This window comes from Paludibacterium sp. B53371, from assembly GCF_018802765.1.
In the GTDB taxonomy this organism is placed as follows: domain Bacteria; phylum Pseudomonadota; class Gammaproteobacteria; order Burkholderiales; family Chromobacteriaceae; genus Paludibacterium.
Genome location: NZ_CP069163.1, coordinates 2,631,733 through 2,653,834, shown reverse-complemented (window position 1 = coordinate 2,653,834; position 22,102 = coordinate 2,631,733). Strand labels below are relative to the sequence as shown.

General features: G+C 62.4%; 21 protein-coding genes. 8 read left to right on the top strand and 13 right to left on the bottom strand.

The window, feature by feature from the left end:
* Nucleotides 1–22: 22 nt before the first annotated feature.
* From adhE to ptsP, 4 genes are all read right to left on the bottom strand, one after another.
* Complete coding sequence (gene adhE / locus JNO51_RS12675; protein WP_215777794.1) at nt 23–2,662, bottom strand: bifunctional acetaldehyde-CoA/alcohol dehydrogenase; 2,640 nt, start codon at nt 2,660–2,662, stop codon at nt 23–25.
* Between the two features lie 180 nt (nt 2,663–2,842).
* Nucleotides 2,843–3,856: a type I glyceraldehyde-3-phosphate dehydrogenase gene (gene gap, locus JNO51_RS12670; protein WP_215777792.1), complete on the bottom strand. Its 1,014-nt coding sequence runs from the start codon at nt 3,854–3,856 to the stop codon at nt 2,843–2,845.
* Nucleotides 3,857–4,005: 149 nt separating this feature from the next.
* Complete coding sequence (locus JNO51_RS12665) at nt 4,006–5,517, bottom strand: PTS transporter subunit EIIC (RefSeq protein ID WP_215777789.1); 1,512 nt, start codon at nt 5,515–5,517, stop codon at nt 4,006–4,008.
* 47 nt (nt 5,518–5,564) lie between these two features.
* Entirely contained in the window at nt 5,565–8,102 is a 2,538-nt protein-coding gene (ptsP, locus tag JNO51_RS12660) for a phosphoenolpyruvate--protein phosphotransferase (RefSeq protein ID WP_215777786.1), read from the bottom strand.
* Nucleotides 8,103–8,164: 62 nt separating this feature from the next.
* Here ptsP and JNO51_RS12655 point away from each other — a divergent pair, with 62 nt between their 5' ends.
* The 8 genes from JNO51_RS12655 to JNO51_RS12620 all read left to right on the top strand — a co-directional run bounded on the left by JNO51_RS12655 (nt 8,165) and on the right by JNO51_RS12620 (nt 13,099).
* On the top strand, nt 8,165–8,644 hold the full coding sequence (locus JNO51_RS12655) for a hypothetical protein (protein WP_215777784.1): 480 nt from the start codon (nt 8,165–8,167) through the stop codon (nt 8,642–8,644).
* Between the two features lie 22 nt (nt 8,645–8,666).
* On the top strand, nt 8,667–9,278 hold the full coding sequence (locus tag JNO51_RS12650) for a MotA/TolQ/ExbB proton channel family protein (protein WP_215777782.1): 612 nt from the start codon (nt 8,667–8,669) through the stop codon (nt 9,276–9,278).
* A 3-nt stretch (nt 9,279–9,281) separates the two neighbouring features.
* Nucleotides 9,282–9,692 (top strand): biopolymer transporter ExbD, encoded by a 411-nt coding sequence (locus JNO51_RS12645; protein WP_215777779.1) that lies wholly within the window; start codon nt 9,282–9,284, stop codon nt 9,690–9,692.
* Nucleotides 9,689–10,696 carry a tetraacyldisaccharide 4'-kinase gene (gene lpxK, locus JNO51_RS12640; RefSeq protein WP_215777777.1) on the top strand — a complete coding sequence of 336 codons (1,008 nt, stop codon included), beginning with the start codon at nt 9,689–9,691 and terminating at the stop codon, nt 10,694–10,696. The genes JNO51_RS12645 and lpxK overlap by 4 nt, the downstream gene beginning before the upstream one ends.
* A complete protein-coding gene (locus tag JNO51_RS12635) occupies nt 10,686–10,868 on the top strand; it encodes a Trm112 family protein (RefSeq protein WP_215777775.1) in 183 nt (60 codons plus the stop codon). Before lpxK ends, JNO51_RS12635 begins: the two co-directional genes overlap by 11 nt.
* Complete coding sequence (gene kdsB, locus JNO51_RS12630) at nt 10,865–11,620, top strand: 3-deoxy-manno-octulosonate cytidylyltransferase (RefSeq protein WP_215777773.1); 756 nt, start codon at nt 10,865–10,867, stop codon at nt 11,618–11,620. Before JNO51_RS12635 ends, kdsB begins: the two co-directional genes overlap by 4 nt.
* 35 nt (nt 11,621–11,655) lie before the next feature.
* A complete protein-coding gene (adk, locus tag JNO51_RS12625; protein ID WP_215777770.1) occupies nt 11,656–12,312 on the top strand; it encodes an adenylate kinase in 657 nt (218 codons plus the stop codon).
* Nucleotides 12,313–12,484: 172 nt separating this feature from the next.
* On the top strand, nt 12,485–13,099 hold the full coding sequence (locus tag JNO51_RS12620) for a hemolysin III family protein (RefSeq protein ID WP_215777768.1): 615 nt from the start codon (nt 12,485–12,487) through the stop codon (nt 13,097–13,099).
* A gap of 72 nt (nt 13,100–13,171) precedes the next feature.
* Here the strand turns inward: JNO51_RS12620 and JNO51_RS12615 are convergent, their stop codons facing one another.
* The 9 genes from JNO51_RS12615 to hpf form a co-directional block, all read right to left on the bottom strand.
* A complete protein-coding gene (locus tag JNO51_RS12615; RefSeq protein WP_215777766.1) occupies nt 13,172–14,776 on the bottom strand; it encodes a response regulator in 1,605 nt (534 codons plus the stop codon).
* Nucleotides 14,776–16,317, bottom strand: coding sequence for a sensor histidine kinase (locus JNO51_RS12610; RefSeq protein ID WP_215777764.1), 1,542 nt, complete (start codon nt 16,315–16,317; stop codon nt 14,776–14,778). The genes JNO51_RS12615 and JNO51_RS12610 overlap by 1 nt, the downstream gene beginning before the upstream one ends.
* 106 nt (nt 16,318–16,423) lie before the next feature.
* Complete coding sequence (locus JNO51_RS12605; RefSeq protein WP_215777762.1) at nt 16,424–17,323, bottom strand: DMT family transporter; 900 nt, start codon at nt 17,321–17,323, stop codon at nt 16,424–16,426.
* Nucleotides 17,310–18,797, bottom strand: coding sequence for an NAD(P)H-hydrate dehydratase (locus tag JNO51_RS12600; RefSeq protein WP_215777759.1), 1,488 nt, complete (start codon nt 18,795–18,797; stop codon nt 17,310–17,312). Before JNO51_RS12600 ends, JNO51_RS12605 begins: the two co-directional genes overlap by 14 nt.
* Nucleotides 18,794–19,411 carry a flavin prenyltransferase UbiX gene (locus JNO51_RS12595; RefSeq protein WP_215777757.1) on the bottom strand — a complete coding sequence of 206 codons (618 nt, stop codon included), beginning with the start codon at nt 19,409–19,411 and terminating at the stop codon, nt 18,794–18,796. Before JNO51_RS12595 ends, JNO51_RS12600 begins: the two co-directional genes overlap by 4 nt.
* A 39-nt stretch (nt 19,412–19,450) precedes the next feature.
* Nucleotides 19,451–20,296, bottom strand: coding sequence for an RNase adapter RapZ (gene rapZ / locus JNO51_RS12590; protein ID WP_215777754.1), 846 nt, complete (start codon nt 20,294–20,296; stop codon nt 19,451–19,453).
* Nucleotides 20,277–21,233: an HPr(Ser) kinase/phosphatase gene (gene hprK / locus JNO51_RS12585; protein WP_215777751.1), complete on the bottom strand. Its 957-nt coding sequence runs from the start codon at nt 21,231–21,233 to the stop codon at nt 20,277–20,279. Before hprK ends, rapZ begins: the two co-directional genes overlap by 20 nt.
* Nucleotides 21,226–21,687: a PTS IIA-like nitrogen regulatory protein PtsN gene (gene ptsN, locus JNO51_RS12580; protein WP_215777748.1), complete on the bottom strand. Its 462-nt coding sequence runs from the start codon at nt 21,685–21,687 to the stop codon at nt 21,226–21,228. The genes hprK and ptsN overlap by 8 nt, the downstream gene beginning before the upstream one ends.
* Before the next feature lie 100 nt (nt 21,688–21,787).
* On the bottom strand, nt 21,788–22,102 hold the full coding sequence (gene hpf / locus JNO51_RS12575; RefSeq protein WP_215777746.1) for a ribosome hibernation-promoting factor, HPF/YfiA family: 315 nt from the start codon (nt 22,100–22,102) through the stop codon (nt 21,788–21,790).

Genomic DNA, 22,102 nt, shown 5'->3' with positions numbered 1-22,102 from the left:
CTCTCAAAGTGTCAGCGGGTCATCAGGCTTTTTTGCCCGACTTTTCTGCCGGCTTTTCTTCGGTGCGCAGGTGGCTCTCGACGTACGGGCGACCGTAGTAGGTGTCGAGCAGGATCTGCTTCAGTTCACTGATCAGCGGGAAGCGCGGGTTGGCGCCGGTGCACTGGTCGTCAAAGGCTTCTTCGGCCAGCTTGTCGACCTTGGCCAGGAAGTCGGCTTCTGCCACGCCGGCTTCGCGGATGGAGGCCGGGATGTCCAGTTGCTGCTTCAGTTCGTCGACCCAGGCGATCAGGTTTTCGACCTTTTGCTTGTCGTTCTTGCCGGCCAGTTTGAGGTGGTCGGCAATGGCGGCATAGCGGCACAGTGCTTGCGGACGCGAGTACTGGCTGAAGGCGGCCTGCTTGGTCGGGGTGTCGGTGGCGTTGAAGCGGATCACGTTGCTGATCAGCAGGGCGTTGGCCAGACCGTGCGGAATGTGGAATTCCGAACCCAGCTTGTGTGCCATCGAGTGGCAGATGCCGAGGAAGGCGTTGGCAAAGGCGATACCGGCAATGGTCGCGGCATTGTGGACCTTTTCGCGGGCAACCGGGTCATGGGAACCCTGGGCATAGGAGGCCGGCAGGTAGTCCTTGAGCAGTTGCAGGGCCTGCAGCGACTGGCCGTCACTGTATTCGTTGGCCATGACGGACACGTAGGCTTCCAGGGCGTGGGTGACCGCGTCGATACCCCCGAACGAGGTCAGCGACTTCGGCATGTTCATCACCAGGTTGGCATCGACGATGGCCATGTTCGGCGTCAGTTCGTAGTCGGCCAGCGGGTACTTCATGCCGGTCTTTTCGTCGGTGACGACGGCGAACGGGGTGACTTCGGAGCCCGTGCCCGAGGTGGTCGGAATGGCGACCATCTGTGCCTTGACGCCCAGTTTCGGGAACTTGTAGATGCGCTTGCGGATGTCCATGAAGCGCAGGGCCAGTTCTTCGAAGGAGACGTCCGGGTGCTCGTACATGACCCACATGATCTTGGCGGCGTCCATCGGCGAACCACCGCCCAGGGCGATGATGACGTCCGGCTTGAAGCGCGAGGCGACGGCGGCGCCACGGCGCACGATGGCCAGGGTCGGGTCGGCTTCGACTTCGTAGAAGACTTCGACTTCGACGCCGCTCTTCTTGAGGATGTCGCTGACCTGGTCGACATAGCCGTTCTTGAACAGGAAGCCGTCGGTGACGATCAGGGCGCGCTTCTTGTCGGAGAGTTCTTCAAGGGCAACCGGCAGGCAGCCGCGACGGAAATAGATCGACTTCGGAAGTTTGTGCCACAGCATGTTTTCAGCCCGTTCAGCCACCGTTTTCTTGTTGATCAGGTGTTGCGGACCCACGTTTTCGGAGATGGAGTTACCGCCCCACGAACCGCAACCCAGCGTCAGCGACGGGGCCAGCTTGAAGTTGTACAGGTCGCCGATGGCGCCTTGCGAGGCCGGCGAGTTGATCAGGATGCGCGCGGTCTTCATGCGCTCGCCGAAGCGGCGGATGCGTTCGCGTTCCAGGTCCTGGTCGGTATAGAGCACCGAGGTGTGGCCAATGCCGCCCATGGTGACGAGGGCCTCGGCTTTGTCGAGGGCGTCGTCGAAGTCGCGGGCGCGGATCATGGCCAGGGTCGGCGACAGTTTTTCGTGGGCGAAGGCTTCGTCTTCGCTCACCTTGTCGATTTCGCCGATCAGGACGCGGGTGGTCGGCGGGACCTTGATGCCGGCCATTTCAGCGATGCGGATGGCCGACTGGCCGACGATGTCGGCATTGAGGGCGCCTTCCTTGAGGATGACCTTGCTGACGGCCTTGCATTCTTCGGCGGTCAGGACGTGGCCGCCATGGCTGTGGAAGCGCTCTTTGACTTGCTTGTAGACCGCGTCGACGATGACGACCGATTGTTCGGAGGCGCAGACGACGCCGTTGTCGAAGGTCTTGGACATCAGGATCGAGGCGACGGCACGCTTGATGTCGCAGGTTTCGTCGATGATGACCGGGGTGTTGCCGGCGCCGACGCCGATGGCCGGCTTGCCGGAGGAGTAGGCGGCCTTGACCATGCCCGGGCCACCGGTGGCCAGGATCAGGTTGATGTCGGGGTGGCGCATCAGCTGGTTGGACAGCTCGACGGTCGGTTCGCCGACCCAGCCGATGATGTCGGCCGGTGCGCCGGCCTTGACGGCGGCTTCCAGGACGATGCGGGCGGCTTCGCAGGTGGCTTTCTTGGCGCGCGGGTGCGGGCTGAAGATGATGCCGTTGCGGGTCTTGAGCGAGATCAGTGCCTTGAAGATGGCCGTCGAGGTCGGGTTGGTGGTCGGCACGATGCCGCACAGCAGGCCGATCGGCTCGGCGATGGTCAGGATGCCGAAGGACGGATCATGGTCGATGATGCCGCAGGTCTTCTCGTCCTTGTACTTGTTGTAGATGTATTCGGAAGAGAAGTGGTTTTTGATCACTTTGTCTTCGACGACGCCCATGCGGGTTTCTTCTGCTGCCAGTTTGGCCAGCGGAATGCGGGCATCGGCAGCGGCCAGGGCGGCGGCGCGGAAGATGGCGTCGACCTGTTCCTGGGTGTAGGTGGCATAGAGCCGCTGAGCCGCTTTGACACGGCTGACCAGTTGGTTGAGCTGGTTACTGTCCATGTTACTTCCTCTCTACATAGCAAAATTGGGTTGTCGCCCTTGGGCGAAGCAAAGTCGTTCACGAATGTCCGGGGACGCGCGACACGGGCAGCGGCGGGTGGCTGAGGCGGCAATTCGTGAAAAACCTCGGGAGGCAGGGGGAGGCGGGCCTCCCCCTGTTTCAGGCTTTACTCAGTGCGATCAGGCATTCCACATGGCATGCGCGGTATCCAGCATGCGGTTGGAGAAGCCCCACTCGTTGTCGTACCAGGACAGGACTTTGACCAGGGTGCCGTTGCCGTCAACGCGGGTCTGGGTCGAGTCGTAGGTGGACGAGGCCGGGTTGTGGTTGAAGTCGATGGAGACCAGCGGCTCTTCGTTGTAGTTGAGCACGCCCTTGAGCGCGCCTTCGGAGGCTTCGCGCAGGATCTGGTTGACTTCGGCCACGCTGGTCGGACGAGCGGCCACGAAGGTCAGGTCGACGACGGAGACGTTGATGGTCGGCACGCGAACCGCGAAGCCGTCCAGCTTGCCGGCCAGTTCCGGCAGCACCAGGCCGACGGCGGCGGCGGCGCCGGTCTTGGTCGGGATCATCGACTGGGTGGCCGAGCGGGCGCGGCGGCGGTCGCTGTGGTACACGTCGGTCAGGACCTGGTCGTTGGTGTAGGAGTGGATGGTGGTCATCAGGCCGCTCAGGACACCGATCTTGTCAGCCAGCGGCTTGACCAGCGGGGCCAGGCAGTTGGTGGTGCACGAGGCGTTGGACACGACGGTGTCGGTGGCCTTCAGGGTCTGATGGTTGACACCGTACACGATGGTGGCATCGACATCCTTGCCGCCCGGGGCGGAGATCAGGACTTTCTTGGCGCCGGCGGCGATGTGGGCCGAGGCTTTTTCCTTGCTGGTGAACAGGCCGGTGCATTCCAGCACGATGTCCACGCCAAGTTCTTTCCACGGCAGTTTGGCCGGGTCGCGTTCGGAGCACACCTTGATGGCCTGGCCATTGACGATCATGTTGTCACCTTCCACCTTGACGCTGGCGTTGAAGTGACCGTGAACAGAGTCGTGGCGGGTCAGGTAGGCGTTGATTTCGGCATCGCCCAGGTCATTGATCGCCACCAGGGTGAAGTCCTTGTCGCGGCCACTTTCGAAGATGGCGCGCAGGACGTTGCGACCGATACGACCATAACCATTGATTGCCAGACGGATAGCCATGTTGTGCTCCTTGCTTTCCCCCGCGGCGCCAGCGGCATGCGGGAGCAAAAAATCGGGTAAATGAAACGAGCGTGTTCTGTGTTACTTGCTGCTTTGACTACGGGCGGCGATCCGGTCGGGCCGGATCGCCGCCGGCCCTGCAAAACTGCTTAGTGGTGCTTCAGGTACTCTTGCATGTCGGTCTTCAGGTTTTCGGAGCGCGGTCCGAAGATGGCCTGAATGTTGTTGCCAACCACGACCACGCCAGCGGCACCCATGGACTTCAGGCGAGCCTGGTCGACCTTGTCGACTTCGGCCACGCTGACGCGCAGGCGGGTGATGCAGGCATCCAGGCTGGTCAGGTTGCTGCGACCACCGAAAGCTTCTACCAGGCCTTGGGCCATGGCCGACTTGTCGTTACCGGCCGGTGCGGCTGCCTTGGCTTGTTCTACCGGTGCGCCGGAAGCCGATACGGCCTTGGCTACGGCGACTTCGTCAAGTTGCTCTTCCTCGACGGTGTCTTCACGACCCGGGGTCTTGAGGTTCAGGGCGGTAATCAGTACGCGGAATACGGTGTAGTAAACAATCGCGTAGATCGGACCCAGAATAAACACCAACCACGGCTTGACGTCTTTGACATAGAACACAGCAAAGTCAATAAAGCCCTGGGAGAAGGTGAAGCCCATGTGGGCGCCGAAGGTGTTCATCAGCCAGAAGGCCAGGCCCACCAGGACGGCGTGCACGGCGTACAGGACCGGTGCAACGAACAGGAAGGAGAACTCGATCGGCTCGGTGATACCGGTCAGGAACGAGGTCAGCGCAGCGGAAACCATCATGGCGCCGATCTTGGTGCGGTTTTCCGGCTTGGCGGTGTGCCAGATGGCAATCGCAGCGGCCGGCAGGCCCCACATCTTCGGCAGGAAGCCGCCAGCCAGGATGCCGGCAGTCGGGTCGCCTGCGAAGAAGCGGTTGATGTCGCCGTGGATGATCTGACCGGTCACCGGGTCGGTGAAGTTACCCATCACGAAGAAGAACGGTGCGTTCCAGATGTGATGCAGACCGAACGGCAGCAGCATGCGTTCTACCACGCCATACAGGGTAACGGCGACGGCCGGGTTGCTGACGGCAGCCCATTGGGAGAACACGTCGATACCATGTTGGATCGGTGCCCAGATGAAGGCCAGGACAACCCCCAGGAAGATGGAGGAGATACCGGTCACGATCGGCACGAAGCGCTTGCCGGCAAAGAAGCCGAGGTAGCTCGGCAGTTCAATGCGGTAGTACTTGTTGAACAGCGCGGCAGCCAGGATACCCGACAGGATACCGCCGAAGACGCCGGTGTCCATGGAAGGCATGCCGAATACCATGACGGTCTTGACGCCCAGGATCGGCGCCATGATGCCCATGGTGGCGACCAGGACGGCATAGCCGACGATGGCGGCGATGGAAGCAACGCCATCATTGTCGGTCAGACCGAGTGCCACACCCACGGCAAACAGAATGGGCAGGTTGCCGAAGACGGCACCACCGCCAGCTGCCATCAGGTGGGACACGATAGGCGGTATCCAGCTGAAATTGGCGGCGCCGATACCCAGCAGCAAGCCCGCAACCGGGAGCACTGCGACAGGCATCATCAGCGCCTTGCCGATCTTTTGTAGTACAGCAAATGCATTGAATGACATGATCTACTACCCCTTTTCGTTGTGTCGTGTAACCTTTGCCCGCGGCGTTATTCCTTGATTGCCTGGGTCAAACGAGCGCGAACTTCTGACGCGGTGGACAGCGTCAAGACCTCGGCTGCCAGTGCCTCGCATTCGGTTTTGCTGAACTTGCGCACCAGTGCCTTGATTTCAGGAATCGACGGTACGGAGACCGACAATTCATCCACCCCCATCCCCACCAGCACCGGTACGGCCAGCGGGTCGGATGCCAGACCGCCACATACCCCGACCCATTTGCCGTGGCGATGTGCAGCCTGCACCGTGCTTGCCATCAACTGCAGCACGGCTGGATTCAATGCGTCCGCCTGACGCCCCACGCCCGGGTGGTTGCGGTCCATCGCAAGCACGTACTGGGTGAGGTCGTTGGTGCCGATCGAGAAGAAATCGACTTCACGGGCGAACTGTTCGGCCATGATGGCGGCCGACGGAACTTCAATCATGACGCCCACTTGTACCGGCGGTACGTTGAGCGCCTGGCGCTCTTCCTCGACCATGGCCTTGCATTCGCGCAGCTCGTCGAGGGTGGCGATCATCGGGAACATGATGCACAGCTTGGCGTAGGGCGCGGCGCGCAGGATGGCGCGCAGCTGGCTGCGCATGATGTCCGGCTGGGCCAGCGTCAGGCGTACGCCGCGCACGCCCAGGAAGGGGTTTTCTTCTGCCGGCATCGGCAGGTAGGCCAGCGGCTTGTCGCCACCGACGTCCAGGGTGCGGATCACCAGCGGGCGGTTGTGGCCGACGGCACGGGCGATGCTCATGTAGGAGTCGGCCTGTTCGGCTTCGCCCGGGGCATCTTCGCGCTGCAGGAACAGGAACTCGGAGCGCAGCAGGCCCACGCCTTCCGCGCCTTTTTCCATGCCCTTTTCGGCATCTTGCAGGCCGCCGATGTTGGCCACGACTTCCACGCGGTGGCCGTCGGAGGTCAGGGCCGGCTGGGCGGCGTTTTCCAGGTCGGCTTCGCGCTGTTCAGCCTGGCGCTGCTGCTGCGAGCGGATGCTGGACAGTTCTTCCACGGTCGGGTTGATGCGCAGGGTACCGCGGCTGCCATCCAGGATGACCGGGGTGCCGTCGGCAATTTGCAGGGCCTCGCGGTCGATGCCGACGACGGCCGGGATGTCGAGCGAGCGGGCCAGGATGGCCACGTGGCTGGTGGAGCTGCCGCCGCTGGTACAGAAGGCCAGTACCTTGCTGCGGTCGAGGCTGACGGTCAGGGACGGGGTCAGGTCTTCGGCGATCAGGATGGTGTTGGCCGGCAGTTCCGGTGCGGTCATGCGGCTGCCGGTCAGGATCTGCAGCACACGCAGGCCGACGTCGCGCAGGTCGTTGGCGCGGGCGGCCAGCAACGGGTTGGGCAGATGCGACAGGCGTTCTGCATGCAGGGTGAAGGCTTGTTTCCAGGCAAAGGCGGCGCTCTTGCCATTGCTGATGCCGCTGAACACCATGTCTAGCAGGTCCGGGTCTTCCAGCAGTTCCTGGTGGGCGGCGAAGATTTCGGCGCGGCCGCTGCTGGTCTTGCCGTGGGTCTGGTACTTGAGTTGTTCCAGCTGGGTATGGGCTTCGGTCAGCGCGTTTTGCAGGGCTTCGCGCTCCTGGCTTTCACCGGTGCCGTTTTCGGTCAGGGTGATTTGCTGGTGGTTGAGGATGAAGGCCTGGCCGACGGCGATGCCGGCCGAGGCGCCGACGCCGCGCAGCAGGTTGGGGTCGCGTTCGCCGACTTCTTCCTGCGGGGCTTCTGCCTGTGGTGTCTGGGTTTCCGGTGCGGCCTCATGGGCGTCGCCGGCGGCCAGCAGGGTCAGCTTTTCGATGGCGGCCTGGGCATCTTCACCTTCGGCGATCAGGCGGACGACGTCGCCGTGGCGCACGTTCAGACCGAGCAGGGCGACGACGCTCTTGGCGTTGGCCTGTTCGTTGCCGCAGATCAGCTTGATGTCGGACTGGAATTGCTTGGCGGCATGGGCGAGCACGGCACAGGGGCGGGCGTGCAGGCCGGCGCGGCCGACGACGGTGATGGACGGGGACTCGACGCTGGCGCGTGCTTCGCTGTCGGCCAGGCGGCTGGAGAACTCGCCGGTGCGGCTCAGGGTCAGGATGCGGTCGCGGCCGGCGACGACGTGGCCGCTGGCGCTGTCCATGGCGGCAACCTTGTCGCCGGTCAGGATGATGATCGGGGTGATCAGGCTGCGGGCATGGGTGGCCAGGAAGGCATCGTCGAATTCGATCAGTGCGTCACCGGCATTGACGTGGTCGCCCTGGCTGACGCGGGCGGTGAAGCCCTGGCCCTTGAGGTCGACGGTGTCCAGGCCGATGTGCATCAGGATTTCGATGCCGTCGTCGGAGGTCAGGGTCAGCGCATGTCGTGCCGAGTGAATGTGGGTGACGGTGCCGGCGCAGGGTGCGCGCAGCATGTTGCTGGCCGGCGAGATGGCAATGCCGTCGCCGATCATTTTTTCTGCGAAAACCGGATCAGGTACCGCGCTCAGGGGCAGCAGCATGCCGGAAAGGGGGGCATTCAGGACCAGTTCCTGATGCAGTTCAGAAGTACCCATATTGAAAACCTCTCGGCTTGCCACGGTCTCTTCGGAGGCGATGCGCCTGATGTGACCCTGGCATGCAAAACAAGATTGAAGATATCCGTGTGGTGCCAACCTGCATTGCAGTCGGAAATGCCGTCGGCGAGTCAGAGAATATTCTCATTTGTAATCAAAATCCATTGATTTGGATCAACCGAGTCAGTACTTGCCAAGGCGGAATAAAATACTTGCGTCATGTAACATCGCTACATGGCGCGCCTCGCACGTCGATAAGACCAGTATTTGCTAATGGTTACGTGATGCTAGGCAATGGCAGGCGCCGCCCTCTTTCCATCGGATGCCTCCTTCTGCAGGGATGCGTCTGTTCTGGCCATTCTCTTACTGTAGTATTGCTACAACAATTTGTCGGTGATGAATCTGGCCCTGACCGGGATGGCCATGCCCGGATCATTTTTTACGGGCGTTATTTAACAGTTAGTTTAAAATGGTGTTTTACCGCTTGCGGGTATGCGTATTGCCCTGCGGTGTGTGAAACGGATAAAGTCTCTGCTTTATAGCGCGGATTCTGGAGAATGACTCGTGTGGTCAATCATTGAAGCGGCCGGTTGGCCGATCTGGACAATTGTGGTTGCCTCGGTGGTTTCGCTGGCCATTATTCTCGAACGCCTTTACTCCCTGCGTCAGAGCCTGGTGGCGCCTGCCGGTCTGCTGGCTCAGACGCTGGAGGAGTACCGTCGCAACGGGGCGGACAGTGCCGCGCTGCGGCGTATTGCGCAGGCCTCGCCGCTGGGCCGGATTCTGGATGCCGGCATTCGCAATGCCGATGTCAGCCGCGAGGTGATGAAAGAAGCGATTGAAGATGAGGGGCGGATTGTATTGTTCCAACTCGAACGATTTTTAACCACTTTGGGGTCGATCGCCGCCATGGCTCCGCTGCTGGGTCTGCTTGGTACCGTGGTGGGGATGATTGAACTGTTCGGTTCGCAGACCCCGGCCGGCACCAATCCGCACGTTCTGGCGCACGGGATTTCCGTGGCGCTCTATAACACGGCCTTCGGTCTAATTGTGGCGATTCCCAGCATGATGTTTTACCGGCATTTCCGCGCCAAGGTGGATGCCTTGCTGGTGGAGATGGAGTCCCAGGCGGTCCGGCTGGTGGAAGTGATTCACGGCGAACGCCGCCAGGGGTAAGCCATGAATTTCCGTCGAGGGCATCATCGCGATGAGCCGGAAATCAATTTGATTCCGTTGATTGACGTGTTGCTGGTGATCCTGATTTTCCTGATGGTCACGACCAGTTATCAGCATTACGCCGAGATGCAGGTCAATCTGCCGGTCGGACAGGGGGATGTCGCCAAGGACAAGCCGCTGACCGTACAGGTGAGCATAGCGGCCGATGGCCGCATGTCGGTTGATCAGCATGCACTGGCGGCCGGGGACGAGAAGGGTCTGCTGGCGGCGCTGCAGCAGGCCAAGCCGGATAGCGTGGTGATCATTAATGCGGATGGCAAGGCGTCGCATCAGTCGGTGGTCAGTGTGATGGAGGCGGCACGCAGTGCCGGTCTGACCCGGCTGACTTTTGCTACCCAGGTGCCCGCTCAGTGAGCCTGATCGAACGGCACTGGCAGCAGCCGCGCCTCTGGCTGACTGTATTGCTGACCCCGCTGGAATGGTTGTTTGCCGCACTGGCTGCCCTGCGCCGTGCGGCTTTTCGTTATGGCTGGCTGGCCAGCGAGCGTTTGCCGGTGCCGGTGGTGGTGATCGGCAATATTCATGTGGGCGGGGTCGGCAAGACGCCGCTGACGCTGGCGCTGCTGCATTCGCTGCGGCAGCAGGGCGTGCGGGTCGGGGTGATCAGTCGCGGTTATGGCGGTCAGCACCGTCAGCCGACGGCGGTGTTGCCCGACAGTGACCCGGCGCAGGTGGGGGATGAGCCGATCTTGCTGGCCGCCGCCGGGGTGCCGGTTTTTGTGGGCCGGGACCGGGTGGCGGCCGGGCGTGCCTTGCTGGCGGCGCATCCGGACGTGCAACTGATTCTGACTGACGATGGTTTGCAGCATTATCGTCTGGCGCGTGATCTGGAAGTTGTGGTGGTGGACGGGGCGCGGGGTTTCGGCCAGCGTCATCTGTTGCCCAACGGGCCGTTGCGTGAGCCGCTGCGGCGTCTGCAGCAGGTGGATGCGCTGGTGATCAACGGCCGGCAGCAGGGGCGGGTTTCGCTGCCGGCGCACTTGCCCTGTTTTGCCATGTCGCTGGCGCCCGGGGCGCTGTATGCCGTGGCCGAGCCGGGCAGGCTGGCCGCGGCGGCGGATTTTGCCGGTCGCAAGGTGGTGGCGCTGGCGGGTATCGGTAATCCCTGGCGTTTCTTTGCCTCGCTGCGCGAGGTGGGGATTGTTGCTGAGCGCGAGCTGGTGTTTCCCGATCATCATGTGTTCACCCAGGCGGATCTGCCGACGGACGCTGATGCTGTCATCATGACAAGCAAGGATGCTGTCAAGATGAGACACCTCAATCATGATAAACTGTGGGTTCTGCCGGTCGAGGCTCATCTTGAGCCGGATCTGGCCGCGTGGATCCTGGCAAGACAGAAGGCAATGAATGGACGCTAAATTTCTCGATATCCTGGTGTGCCCGGTGTGCAAGGGGCCGCTGGTGCTGGTCAAATCGCAGCAGGAGCTGGTCTGCAAGGGCGATCGCCTGGCTTTCCCTATCCGTGACGGTATTCCGCTGATGCTGGAGGAAGAGGCGCGTGAGCTGGCGCCGGAGGAAGAGGTCGAATGACCGGCTTTGTCGTGGTGATTCCGGCGCGCATGGCTTCCAGCCGTCTGCCGGGTAAGCCGCTGGCCGATATTGCGGGTGTGCCGATGGTGGTGCGTGTGGCGCGTCAGGCGCTGCAGAGTGAGGCCACGCGCGTGCTGGTGGCGACGGATCATGCGGATGTGCAGGCGGCTTGCCGGGCGCACGGCATTGAGGTGGTGATGACGCGCGCGGATCATGCCTCCGGGACGGATCGGCTGGCCGAGGTGGCGGAACAGCTGGCGCTGGCGGATGACGCAGTGCTGGTGAATGTTCAGGGTGATGAGCCGCTGATTGATCCGGCGCTGATCAACCGGCTGGCGGGTCTGCTGGATGATGCGGCACTGCCGATGGCGACGCTGGCGCATCCGATTGCCGATGCGGCCGAGATGTTTAATCCGAATGTGGTCAAGGCCGTGGTGGACAGTCACGGCCGGGCGCTGTATTTCAGCCGGGCGCCGATTCCGTTTGCGCGCGATGCTTTTGCGGCCGGGCGTGACAGCCTGCCGGACGGTTTGCCGGTTTTGCGTCATATCGGCATGTATGCCTATCGTGCCGGTTTTTTGCGGACTTATGCGCGGCTGGCGCCGGCACCGCTGGAAACCTTCGAGGCGCTCGAGCAGCTGCGTGCGCTGTGGTATGGCTATCCGATTGCCGTGGCGACGGTGGACGCCGCGCCTGCGCCGGGGGTCGACACGCCGGAAGATCTGGCGCGTGTCCGCCAACTATTCATCTGAACCGACAATAACCCATTCAATCCTGGAGTAATGAGATGAGACTGATTCTGTTGGGCGCCCCGGGCGCCGGCAAGGGTACCCAGGCCAACTTCATCAAGGAGAAGTTCGGCATTCCGCAGATTTCCACCGGTGATATGCTGCGTGCCGCCGTCAAGGCCGGTACCGAGCTGGGCCTGGCGGCCAAGAAGATCATGGACGAGGGTGGTCTGGTGCGTGACGACATCATCATCGGCCTGGTCAAGGAGCGCATTGCCGAGGCGGATTGCGCCAATGGTTTCCTGTTTGACGGTTTCCCGCGCACGATTCCGCAGGCGGAAGCGATGAAGCAGGCGGGGGTCGATATTGATTTCGTGGTCGAAATCGATGTGCCTGATGCGCTGATCGTGGACCGTATGTCGGGCCGCCGCGTGCATGTGGCGTCCGGTCGTACCTATCACGTGAAGTTCAATCCGCCCAGGCAGGATGGGCTGGATGATCTGACCGGCGAGCCGCTGATTCAGCGCGATGACGACAAGGAAGAGACCGTCAAGAAGCGCTTGCAGGTTTATCACGAGCAAACGGAAGTGCTGGTGTCCTACTATTCGCAGCAGGCGGCTGCCGGTGATGCCAAGGCGCCGAAGTATGTGCGGGTGGATGGCACGCGTGCGGTCGAGGCCGTGCGGGATGAGGTGCTGAAGGCGCTTGGCGCCTGATGAAGAAAACCGCCGCAAGGCGGTTTTTTTTGGGCCTGCCGTGCCGGCCGGCGTGGTGTGATTTCATTAGAAATCAATCACCTCCTGATAATTCTCAGAGATTTCGCACAGGGCCTGCGTTAATCTGTACACTTGCCGCAAGGTAATTTGAACGTCGGTTCTGGAGAATGGCATGTATCAAGGAGAACGCTTTAACGGCATCTCCCATTTGATCGGTACGCTGCTGGCGATCACCGGTCTGGCCGTGCTGGTCACGCGCGCGGGGATCGAGGGCGACCCCTGGAAGGTGGTCAGTTTCAGCCTGTATGGCGCCACGCTGGTGATTTTGTATCTGGTGTCGACGCTGTATCACAGCGTTCGGGGCCGGGCCAAGGCGATTTTGCAGAAGTGCGATCACTCGGCGATTTATCTGCTGATTGCCGGCAGTTACACCCCGTTTGCCCTGGTCACACTGCGTGGGGCATGGGGCTGGACGCTGTTTGGTCTGAGCTGGGGGCTGGCGCTGTTCGGCATTGTGCAGGAGTTGACCATTGGTCGTCGTACCCGGCTGTTGTCGATGATTTTGTATGTGCTGATGGGCTGGATGGTGCTGATTGCCATCAAGCCGCTGGTGACGACGCTGGCCCTGCCGGGTCTGATCTGGCTGGCGCTGGGCGGCCTGTTCTACAGCGTGGGGATTTATTGGTTTCTGAATGATGAGAAGATCCGCCACGGGCACGGGATCTGGCATCTGTTTGTGCTGGCCGGCAGTGTCTGCCAGTTTGTCTGCGTCATGTGGTACGTCTGAAGCCTGTCACTGTCGCAAAGAAAAATGCATCGCCACGGCGATGCATTTTTTTTGTCCGGCCGGCCGGGGGGCTTACTCGGGGCGCGGTACTTCGAATGGCACGCGCTGTTCGGCGACCAGGGTCGACAGGGCGGTGACGACATGGGGGTCGAACTGGCTGCCGGCGCGCTGGCGGATGTAGTCCATGGTCTCGCTCAGGGTCCAGGGTTCTTTGTACGGCCGTTTGTGCAGCAAGGCATCAAAGACATCGACCACGGCCACGATGCGCGCTGACAGCGGGATTTCCTCGCCCTGCTTGCGCTGCGGGTAGCCTCGACCGTCGTAGTGTTCGTGGTGGCCGCCGGCAATCTCGCTGCCGAAGGACAGATAGCTTTTGCCTTCGACCATCAGGCTGGATTTGTGCAGGATCTGCGCGCCGATGGTGGCGTGCTGTTCCATGATGGTGCGTTCGTCCGGGTCCAGTTTGCCTGGCTTGAACAGGATGTGATCGGGTGTGCCGACTTTGCCGACATCGTGCAGGATGCTGGCCATGCCGATCATTTCCATGAACTCGCCACTCAGGTCGGTGGCATAGACTTGCATGCGCTTGAGTTCCTGCGCCAGGGCGTCGGTCAGGCGCTGCACGCGCAGCACGTGCTGGCCGGTGTCGGAGTCGCGGTATTCGGCCAGGTCAGCCAGGGCCACGACGGTGGCTTCCTGGGATTTGCGCAGCTGGTTGTAGAGGTAGAGGTTGTCGTAGGCCGCCGAGATGCGCTGGCAGAAGACTTCCAGCAGGTTGCGCTCGACGTCTTCCAGTGGCCAGGGCGGGCTGAAATGGACCACGAACTCGCGGTTGTTCTGCGAGGTGATGTAGAGCACGTCATACGGGTGGTGGTACATGCTCTTTTTCTGTTTCAGTGCCTCGTGGATGGCGGCGGCCAGTTCTGGCAGGGCGCTGAAATCGCTGGTGTGGGTCAGGTGCTCGTAGGAGCCGGTGGCGGCGATGACTTCGACGGCCAGCCGGCCGTTGGTCTGGCTGCCATTTTCCACGCACAGGATGCCATCCATGCCGACATCAAGCAGGGTGCTGACTTGCTTGAGCACGCCGGAGGCAAATTCTTTCAGTGAATGCAGCTGGTAGAGATCGCCGGCGCCTTCGAGGATCTTGGCCAGTCCCTGGCGGTTTTTCTCTATGGTCAGCAGGTTTTCGTGCGCGCGCAGGGAGGCAATGACGGTGGTGAACAGTTTCTGTACCGTCAGCTCGGTCTTGGTCTTGTAGTCGTTGATGTCGTAATCGAGGATGACTTCCTGTTCGGGGGCCTGGCCGGGCTGGCCGGTACGCAGCACGATGCGCACGGTCTGGTTGTTCAGTTCGCTGCGGATGCGGTGCACCAGCTTCAGGCCGGCATCGTCGGTCTCCATGACGACGTCGAGCAGGATCAGCGCGGTATCCGGATGTTCGGCGATGACCCGGAAGCCTTCGTCGGCGGAGGAGGCGTATAGCAGCATCAGCCCCTTGTCTTTGAAGCGGATGTCCTGGATGGCCAGGCGGGTGGCGGTATGCACGTCTTTTTCATCATCGACGATCAGGACCTTCCACGGCCGTTTCGGCGGCGACAAGGGGTCTTCGCTGACCTCGACGTGATCATCGTCCAGTAGCCAGTTTTCTTCGTCTTGATGTTTGTTCTTGTCGACCATCAGCTGCCCTCCTTGGGCGCAATTTCAGGCGCAATGCACGGCAGGGTGATCGAGAAGGTGGTCCCTTCGCCGAGCACGCTGGAGACGTCGATGCTCCCGCCCAGGCGCTGCCGCACAATGTTGTAGACGATATGCAGACCCAGCCCGCTGCCCCCGCTGCCGCGGCGGGTGGTGAAGAAGGGCTGGAAGATCTTGCCCATGTTTTCCGGTGCAATGCCTTTGCCGTTGTCCCGCACGGACAGGGCCAGATAGCCGTTTTCCAGGCGGTGGGCGTGAATGTCGATGCGTCCTTCCTGGCCTTCTTCAAAGGCATGGGTGGCGGCATTGACCAGTAAGTTGGTCATGACTTGCGACAGGGCGCCGGGATAGCTGTCCATCAGCAGATCCGCTTCGCAGTCGACCTGGATGTCGATCTGGGTGCGCTTGAACTTGGGGCGCAGGCTGGTGATGATTTCGTGCAGATAGTCTTCCAGCTGGAAGTCGCGCCGTGCCTCGCTGGTCTGGTCGACGGCCACCTGCTTGAAGCTGTGGATCAGGTTGGCCGCGCGTTCGGCGTTGGACAGGATCAGGTCACAGCTTTCCTTGGCGGTCGACAGGTAGTTCTGGAAGTCGCTCTTCTTGATGGCGCCAGCTTCCAGTTCGCTGTTGAGTTGCTGAGTGATGGCGGCCAGGTGTGAGGCGGCGGTGAGCGAGATGCCGACCGGGGTGTTGATTTCGTGGGCGACACCGGCGACCAGGCCGCCGAGGGAGGCGAGTTTTTCCGATTCGACCAGGGTTTGCTGGGTCTGCACCAGGCGGCGATAGGCATCCTGGGCTTTTTCTTTTTCTTCGCGGGCAATGGCTTCGGCCTGTGTCCGCATTTTCAGATCATCCATGATCCGTTCGACGATGCGGTTGAAGCTGTGCATGACATCGCCGAATTCGTTTTTCTGGTTGACTGTGATGGTGGCGGATTCGAGGTCGGAGCTGCTGGCGGCCAGGTCCAGGGCGTCTTGCAGGTCTTTCAGCGGGTGGAAGACGAAATGGCGCAGGGCGTAGCTCATCATGATCAGGATGAGGAAGTCGAGCAGGACGATCTGCACCACGCTTTCGGTCAGGCGGCTGCGCAGCTGGGCATTCAGGTCGCGCCGTGACAGGTAGACCTGGGCAATGCCGAGTTTTTCTTTGCCCTGATAGACGATGGGGATGGTCAGGACATCGTCGGCCACGGGTTCTTCGCTGGGGGTCATGTCGCGCAGGCCGCGGCTGTCGCGGATGCGGCCGATGTTGAGGCCGGCATCGCCCTTGATACGGATGGCAATCAGCGATTGCCAGCCCAGTTCGGCATCCAGTGTCAGCTGGATGTATTGGTCATCCAGCTGCCAGACGCCGTGCGGAAGCGACAGCGCGAGACGCTCTTTCAATGCGGTGCGCAAAGCCTGATAGTCGGCTTCGCCTTGGGCTTTGCTGTTGCTGAAAGAGACGTAGCCCATGACCGATAGGATCACGGTAATGCCGACGATCAGCCAGACAGTCAGTTGAGCCTTGATGCTTTTCATCATGATGGGCGGCTTCCTCACTCCTTCTCATCGTAAATAAGCCGGATGCAAAATGCAAAACACAATCATGAATAGTTGATTAATGCCATTGTCGATGCAGATCGGTGGGTCAGGCGGTGGCCGGACGGGGCGCAGGCCATTTCTGCAGCAGCAGTCCGAACAGGATCAGTGCCAGTCCGTACAGGGTGGAGGGCAGGATGGCTTCGCCGGCCAGCAGGTGGATGAGCAGCAGCGAGAGCAGGGGGGACAGGAAGATGAGATTGGCGATGCGTGCGGTATTGACGGCGCGTTTGAGGGCCGAGAGCCATAGTACGAAGGTAAAGCCCATTTCGAAGGCACCGACATAGCTGCCGCCGAGCAGGCCTTGCCAGGAGGGCCACTGCAGCTGGCCGCGCCAGGCGCACCACAGCAGGATCAGCGGCAGGGCACAGGCAAAGTTGAGTGTCAGGCCGATCACCGGCTCACGGCGGTCGCGCGTGTTGGCCAGCCAGTAGCCGGCCCACAGCAGGGTCGATCCCAGTGCCAGGATGACGCCCTGCGGGTTGCCGAAGTGCAGTGACAGTAGGTCGCCATGGGTGGCGATGGCGAGGACGCCGAGGTAGCAGACCAGGGCCGCCAGCATGTCCTGGCTGCGCAGGCGTTGTTTGAGGACGGGGACGGAGAGAAGCGACAGCGTCAGGGCCCAGGTGTAATTGATGGCCTGTGCTTCCTGTGCCGGCAGCAGGGCGTAGGCCTGGAACAGCACCAGATAGTAGGCAAAGGGGTTGATGGCGCCGAGCAGCAGCGAGCGCTGCCAGTGGGCGCGCCAGCTGGTGCGCAGTTCACCCAGCCTGCCCTGAACGCTGAGGATGGCCAGCAGGCAGAGCAGGGAGGCGAGATTGGCCCACAGCAGCAGTTGGGACGGGGTCAGGTGCTGCAGGCTCAGCTTGAAGGCGCTGGCGACGGTTGACCAGGCCAGGACGGCGCCGAGTCCGGCGAGGGTGGCGCGGCGTTGGTCAGGGCTGTGCATGGGTCCCCGGGAGAGTGCGCTGACGGGGCAGCAGGCGGTTGAGTTCGGCGGACAGGGCGGTGGCGGTGGCCGATGCGCTCAGGCCGATGGGACCGCCCTGCTGCCGGGTGTAGTGGTTTGCCACGCAGCCGTGGACGTAGGCGCCGAGCGAGGCGGCGGCAAACGGGTCGAGTTTCTGGGCCAGCAGGGCGCCGATCAGGCCGCTCAGGACATCACCCTGACCGGCTGCGGCCAGGGCCGGCCCGCCGCTGGTGTTGACATGGTAGTAGCCATCGGGGCCGGCGATCAGTGTGCCGCTTCCCTTGAGCAGGGTGACGGCATTCAGTCGGGCGGCCAGCGTCCTGACGGTGTGCAGGCGGTTTGCCTGCACGGCGGCGGTGTCGGTCTCGAGCAATCGGGCGGCTTCGGCCGGGTGCGGGGTGATCAGGCTGGGCCAGCGTCGTTCGGCCAGCTGGTTCTGCAGCTCGCTGGCGCCGGCGAGCAGGTTGAGGGCATCGGCGTCCAGCAGCAGGGGGCCGGGGTGGGCGAGTGCCTGTTGCAGCAGTTGCCGCGCGCGCAGATCCTGTCCCAGTCCGGGACCGATGACCAGTACGTCACAGTCGGGCAGGGGATCGGCGGGCCGGATCATCAGTTCGGGCGCGGTCGGGTCGACGGCAAGCCGGTCGTCCAGGGTGGCCAGCAGGACTTTGCCGGCGCCTGCCGCCAGGGCGGCGCGGCCGGCCAGCAGGGCGGCGCCCAGCATGCCTTCGGCGCCCCCGGCGATGGCGAGGGTACCGAAGCGGCCTTTGTGGCTGTTGAGGGGGCGCAGCAGGGCGCTCAGGTCGACCGGATGATAGACCGCCCCTTCGGGGGCTTCGCCGGCCCAGCCCGGGTGCTGCAGGGTGTCGAGGTAGATTTCGCCGGCCAGGTCCGGTCCGTCACCGGTCAGCAGACCCGGTTTGTGACTGAGGAAGGTCAGGGTGGCATCGGCGCGCAGCACCCGGTTGCGGGCGGTGCCCTGCCAGGCATCGAGTCCGGTCGGTACGTCGAGTGCCAGGGTCGGTACATGCAGAGCCTGCAGTCGATCGAGTAGCGCACACCAGAAGGGATCGAATGGTCGATCTGCGCCGATGCCGAACAGACCGTCCACCAGCAGGTCGGGGCGGGTGGCATCGGTCGGCAGCTCTGCCAGGGTCGTGCCTTGTACGGCTTGCCAGGCGGCCAGTGCCTGGCGTGCCGCCGCCGTTCTGGGGGCCGCCGGCAGCAGCACTTCGGCCCGGAATCCGGCGTGCAGCAGGGCGGTCGCGCAGACCAGGGCATCGCCGCCATTGTTGCCGGGGCCGGCGGCCAGCAGGATGTGGGCGCCTGTCGGCCAGCGAGCCGCTATCCACCGGGCGGCAGACTGGCCGGCGCGGGCCATCAGGTCGATGCCCAGTGTCTCGGCGCGCTGTTCCAGTGCGCGCAGGGCGGCACCGCTGTAGATGGCGCTGCTCATGGCCGGGTTTCACCCCAGCGCTGGATCAGGTTATGCGGTACCCCGAGCTGGTCCATGATGCGTGCCACGATGAAGTCCACCATGTCGTCGACGGATTTCGGGTGGGTGTAGAAGCCGGGGCTGGGGGGCAGGATGACCGCGCCGAGGCGGGCCAGCTTGAGCATGTTCTCCAGGTGCAGGGCCGAGAAGGGGGTCTCGCGCGGGACCAGGATGAGTTTGCGGCCCTCCTTGAGGCTGACATCGGCGGCCCGCTCGATCAGGTTGTCCGACAGGCCATGGGCGATGGCCGCCAGGGTGCCCATCGAGCACGGGCAGACCACCATGGCATCGGCCGGGTTGGTGCCCGAGGCCACCGGGGCAAACCATTCTTCGCGGCCGAAGACTTTCAGTTGGCCGGGTTCGGCGCCGCTTTGTTCGATGAACCATTGTTCGGCGTCGGCCGGACGGCCCGGCAGGGTGAGTCCCAGCTCTTGCTGGGCAACGACCTGGGCGGCCTGGGAGTAGAGCACCCAGACCCGCACGCCGGCGGCGATCAGGCAGTCGATCAGGCGCAGGCCGTAGGGCAGGCCCGAGGCGCCGGTCAGGGCAACGGCGATGGTTTGAATCTGGCGCATGGTGATGCTCGTTCGGTGAACGGGTCGCGTGCGGCGGCCCTAGTCGGCATATTGTAACTGGCGGTGGCGAAGCATGATTTGCTGGTCAGGGAAGCATTTCGCCAGTTGCTCGGCAATGTAGACCGAGCGGTGCTGGCCGCCGGTACAGCCGATGGCCACGGTCAGGTAGCTGCGGCTTTCCTGGTTGAAGCAGGGCAGCCAGCGGGCAATGATGCGGCGGATGTCTTCGGTCATTTCGGCGACGGCGGGCTCTTGCAGGAAGAAGTCGATGACGGGTTGATCCTTGCCGGTCAGCGGCCGCAGTTGCGGGTTGTAGTAGGGGTTGGGCAGGCAGCGCACGTCAAAGGCGAAGTCCAGATCGAGCGGGACGCCGTGCTTGAAGCCGAAGGATTGCAGTACCAGGGTCAGGCGGCTGCTGTCTGCCGACACCAGGTCCTTGACCCAGCTGCGCAGGGCATTGGGAACGAGGTCGGTGGTGTCGAAGCGGGCGCCGAGTTCCTGGATGCTGCCCAGCATGTCTTTCTCGGCCAGGATGCATTCGTTGATGGTCAGGAGTCCGTTGCCGGCCAGCGGGTGGCGGCGGCGGGTTTCGGAAAAGCGTTTGACCAGGGTGTCGTCCTGCGCTTCAAGGAACAGCAGGCGCACATCGACGCCTTGTTCGCGCAGCTTCTGCATTTCATGGGGCAGCGCACCGAGGGAGGGGCTGGAGCGGACATCCACGCTGATGCCGATCTGCTCGAAGCCGTAATCCTGATACAGCGACACGGCCTCGCTCAGCATGGTGGCGGGCAGGTTGTCGACGCAGTAGAAACCCGAGTCTTCCAGCGCCCGCAGGGCAATGGATTTTCCCGAACCGGATTGCCCGCTAATCAATATCAGTTGCATGTTCCTGATCCTTCAGGAAATTGGTGTGACGTTCGATGAATTCGCGCGTGCTGTCGATGCCGCGCAGTTGCAGGATGTAGTTGCGGACGGCGGCTTCGACCAGAACGGCGAGGTTGCGGCCGGCCGCCACCGGCAGGACGACCTTGCGCACCGTGACGCCGAGAATGTCCTGTGTTTCCGACTGGATGTTCAGCCGGTCGAGGGCCTGCATGGCCTGATCGTTGGCCTTGACCAGGTGGATGATCAGTTTCAGTACTTTCTTCGGTCGTACGGCGGTTTCGCCGAAGATGGTGCGGATGTTCAGAATGCCCAGCCCGCGTACCTCCAGGAAGTCGCGCAGCAGAGGCGGGCAGCGTCCTTCCAGGGTTTCCGGCCCGATCCGGTAGAGTTCGACGGCATCGTCGGCCACCAGGCCGTGGCCGCGCGAGATCAGGTCCAGGGCCAGTTCGCTCTTGCCCATGGCCGAGTCGCCCATGATCAGTACGCCGATTTCCAGGACGTCGAGGAAGACGCCATGCAGTACGGTGGAGACGGCCAGCGCGCGAGCCAGATAGATGCGCAGCACATCCATCAGGTAAGGGCTTTCCAGCGGGGTGGACATCAGCGGCACGCTGTGGGAGTGGCAGTAGTCGCGCAGCAGTTTCGGTACCGGCTGGCCATTGGCCACCATGACCACTGACATGCTCTTGTGGAACAGTTGGTCGAGGGCGGTTTTGGCCGCCGACTGTTCCAGCCGGTTCAGGTAATCGACCTCGGCGAGGCCCAGTACCTGGACACGGTTGGGGTGGATGAAATTCAGGTGGCCGACCAGCGCCAGCGTAGGGCGCTGTTCGTCGATGCCGATAATGTTGTCGGCGCCCGCCGTCCCGACAACCCAGCTGAGATTAAGCTTTTGCTGGTTTTCCTGGTAAAGCTTGCGCACGGTTATGCTAGGCATGGGTCGACCACTCGGAAAGAATCTGGTAGAGCTCGTCCACGCTTTGGGCGGTGAGCATTTTTTCGCGCAACGGGCGGCTGGAGAAGAGTTGCGCCAGCTCGGACAGGACCTGCAGGTGCAGGTCGGTGGCCTGTTCCGGTACCAGCAGGACGAACAGGCTTTGTACCGGTTTGCCGTCCGGGGCATCGAAAGGAATCGGCGCTTTCAGGCGGATGAAGATGGCCGCGGCTTCCTTGAGTCCCTGGGCTCGGCCGTGGGGAATGGCAACCCCCTGACCCAGGCCGGTGGAGCCGAGTTTTTCTCGGGCAAACAGACAATCGAACACCTCGCTGCGGGCGATGCCGCAGGTATTTTCCATCAGCAGACCGACCTGCTCGAAAACCCTTTTCTTGCTGCTGACGTCGAGGTCGAGCAGGATGTGCTCGCGGGAAAGAATCTTACCGATCTGTTTCATAGCGTTTGGCGGCATCGGAGGCCGGGCGGACCGGCTTCGTCAAAAAGTCTGGCAAACAAAAACGGGAACCCGAAGGTTCCCGGCAGTACTGAATGTCACTTTACAGCGAAGCTTCCGGGTGGGCGCCGCGGTGCTCGGTCTGCTTTTCCTTGAACTTCAGCACCTGACGGTCCAGCTTGTCCATCAGCAGGTCGATGGCGGCGTACATGTCGGCCTCGGTGGCTTCGACATGGATGTCCTTGCCGGACAGGTGAACGTTGACCTCGGCTTTCTGGACCAGTTTGTCCACGGACAGGGTAACGGAGACATCGATCAGGTCGTCGACATGGCGGCTGATGCGCTCGAGCTTCTCATCAATATAGTCGCGCAACGACGGGGTGATCTCGAGGTGAAGACCAGTCACTTTGATGTTCAT

Coding starts and splice junctions, on each gene's coding strand:
- adhE (WP_215777794.1), bottom strand. CDS start 2,662: ATGGACAGTAACCAGCTCAACCAACTGGTCAGCCGTGTCAAAGCGGCT.
- gap (WP_215777792.1), bottom strand. CDS start 3,856: ATGGCTATCCGTCTGGCAATCAATGGTTATGGTCGTATCGGTCGCAAC.
- JNO51_RS12665 (WP_215777789.1), bottom strand. CDS start 5,517: ATGTCATTCAATGCATTTGCTGTACTACAAAAGATCGGCAAGGCGCTG.
- ptsP (WP_215777786.1), bottom strand. CDS start 8,102: ATGGGTACTTCTGAACTGCATCAGGAACTGGTCCTGAATGCCCCCCTT.
- JNO51_RS12655 (WP_215777784.1), top strand. CDS start 8,165: ATGCAAAACAAGATTGAAGATATCCGTGTGGTGCCAACCTGCATTGCA.
- JNO51_RS12645 (WP_215777779.1), top strand. CDS start 9,282: ATGAATTTCCGTCGAGGGCATCATCGCGATGAGCCGGAAATCAATTTG.
- JNO51_RS12635 (WP_215777775.1), top strand. CDS start 10,686: ATGGACGCTAAATTTCTCGATATCCTGGTGTGCCCGGTGTGCAAGGGG.
- kdsB (WP_215777773.1), top strand. CDS start 10,865: ATGACCGGCTTTGTCGTGGTGATTCCGGCGCGCATGGCTTCCAGCCGT.
- adk (WP_215777770.1), top strand. CDS start 11,656: ATGAGACTGATTCTGTTGGGCGCCCCGGGCGCCGGCAAGGGTACCCAG.
- JNO51_RS12620 (WP_215777768.1), top strand. CDS start 12,485: ATGTATCAAGGAGAACGCTTTAACGGCATCTCCCATTTGATCGGTACG.
- JNO51_RS12615 (WP_215777766.1), bottom strand. CDS start 14,776: ATGGTCGACAAGAACAAACATCAAGACGAAGAAAACTGGCTACTGGAC.
- JNO51_RS12610 (WP_215777764.1), bottom strand. CDS start 16,317: ATGATGAAAAGCATCAAGGCTCAACTGACTGTCTGGCTGATCGTCGGC.
- JNO51_RS12605 (WP_215777762.1), bottom strand. CDS start 17,323: ATGCACAGCCCTGACCAACGCCGCGCCACCCTCGCCGGACTCGGCGCC.
- JNO51_RS12600 (WP_215777759.1), bottom strand. CDS start 18,797: ATGAGCAGCGCCATCTACAGCGGTGCCGCCCTGCGCGCACTGGAACAG.
- JNO51_RS12595 (WP_215777757.1), bottom strand. CDS start 19,411: ATGCGCCAGATTCAAACCATCGCCGTTGCCCTGACCGGCGCCTCGGGC.
- rapZ (WP_215777754.1), bottom strand. CDS start 20,296: ATGCAACTGATATTGATTAGCGGGCAATCCGGTTCGGGAAAATCCATT.
- hprK (WP_215777751.1), bottom strand. CDS start 21,233: ATGCCTAGCATAACCGTGCGCAAGCTTTACCAGGAAAACCAGCAAAAG.
- ptsN (WP_215777748.1), bottom strand. CDS start 21,687: ATGAAACAGATCGGTAAGATTCTTTCCCGCGAGCACATCCTGCTCGAC.
- hpf (WP_215777746.1), bottom strand. CDS start 22,102: ATGAACATCAAAGTGACTGGTCTTCACCTCGAGATCACCCCGTCGTTG.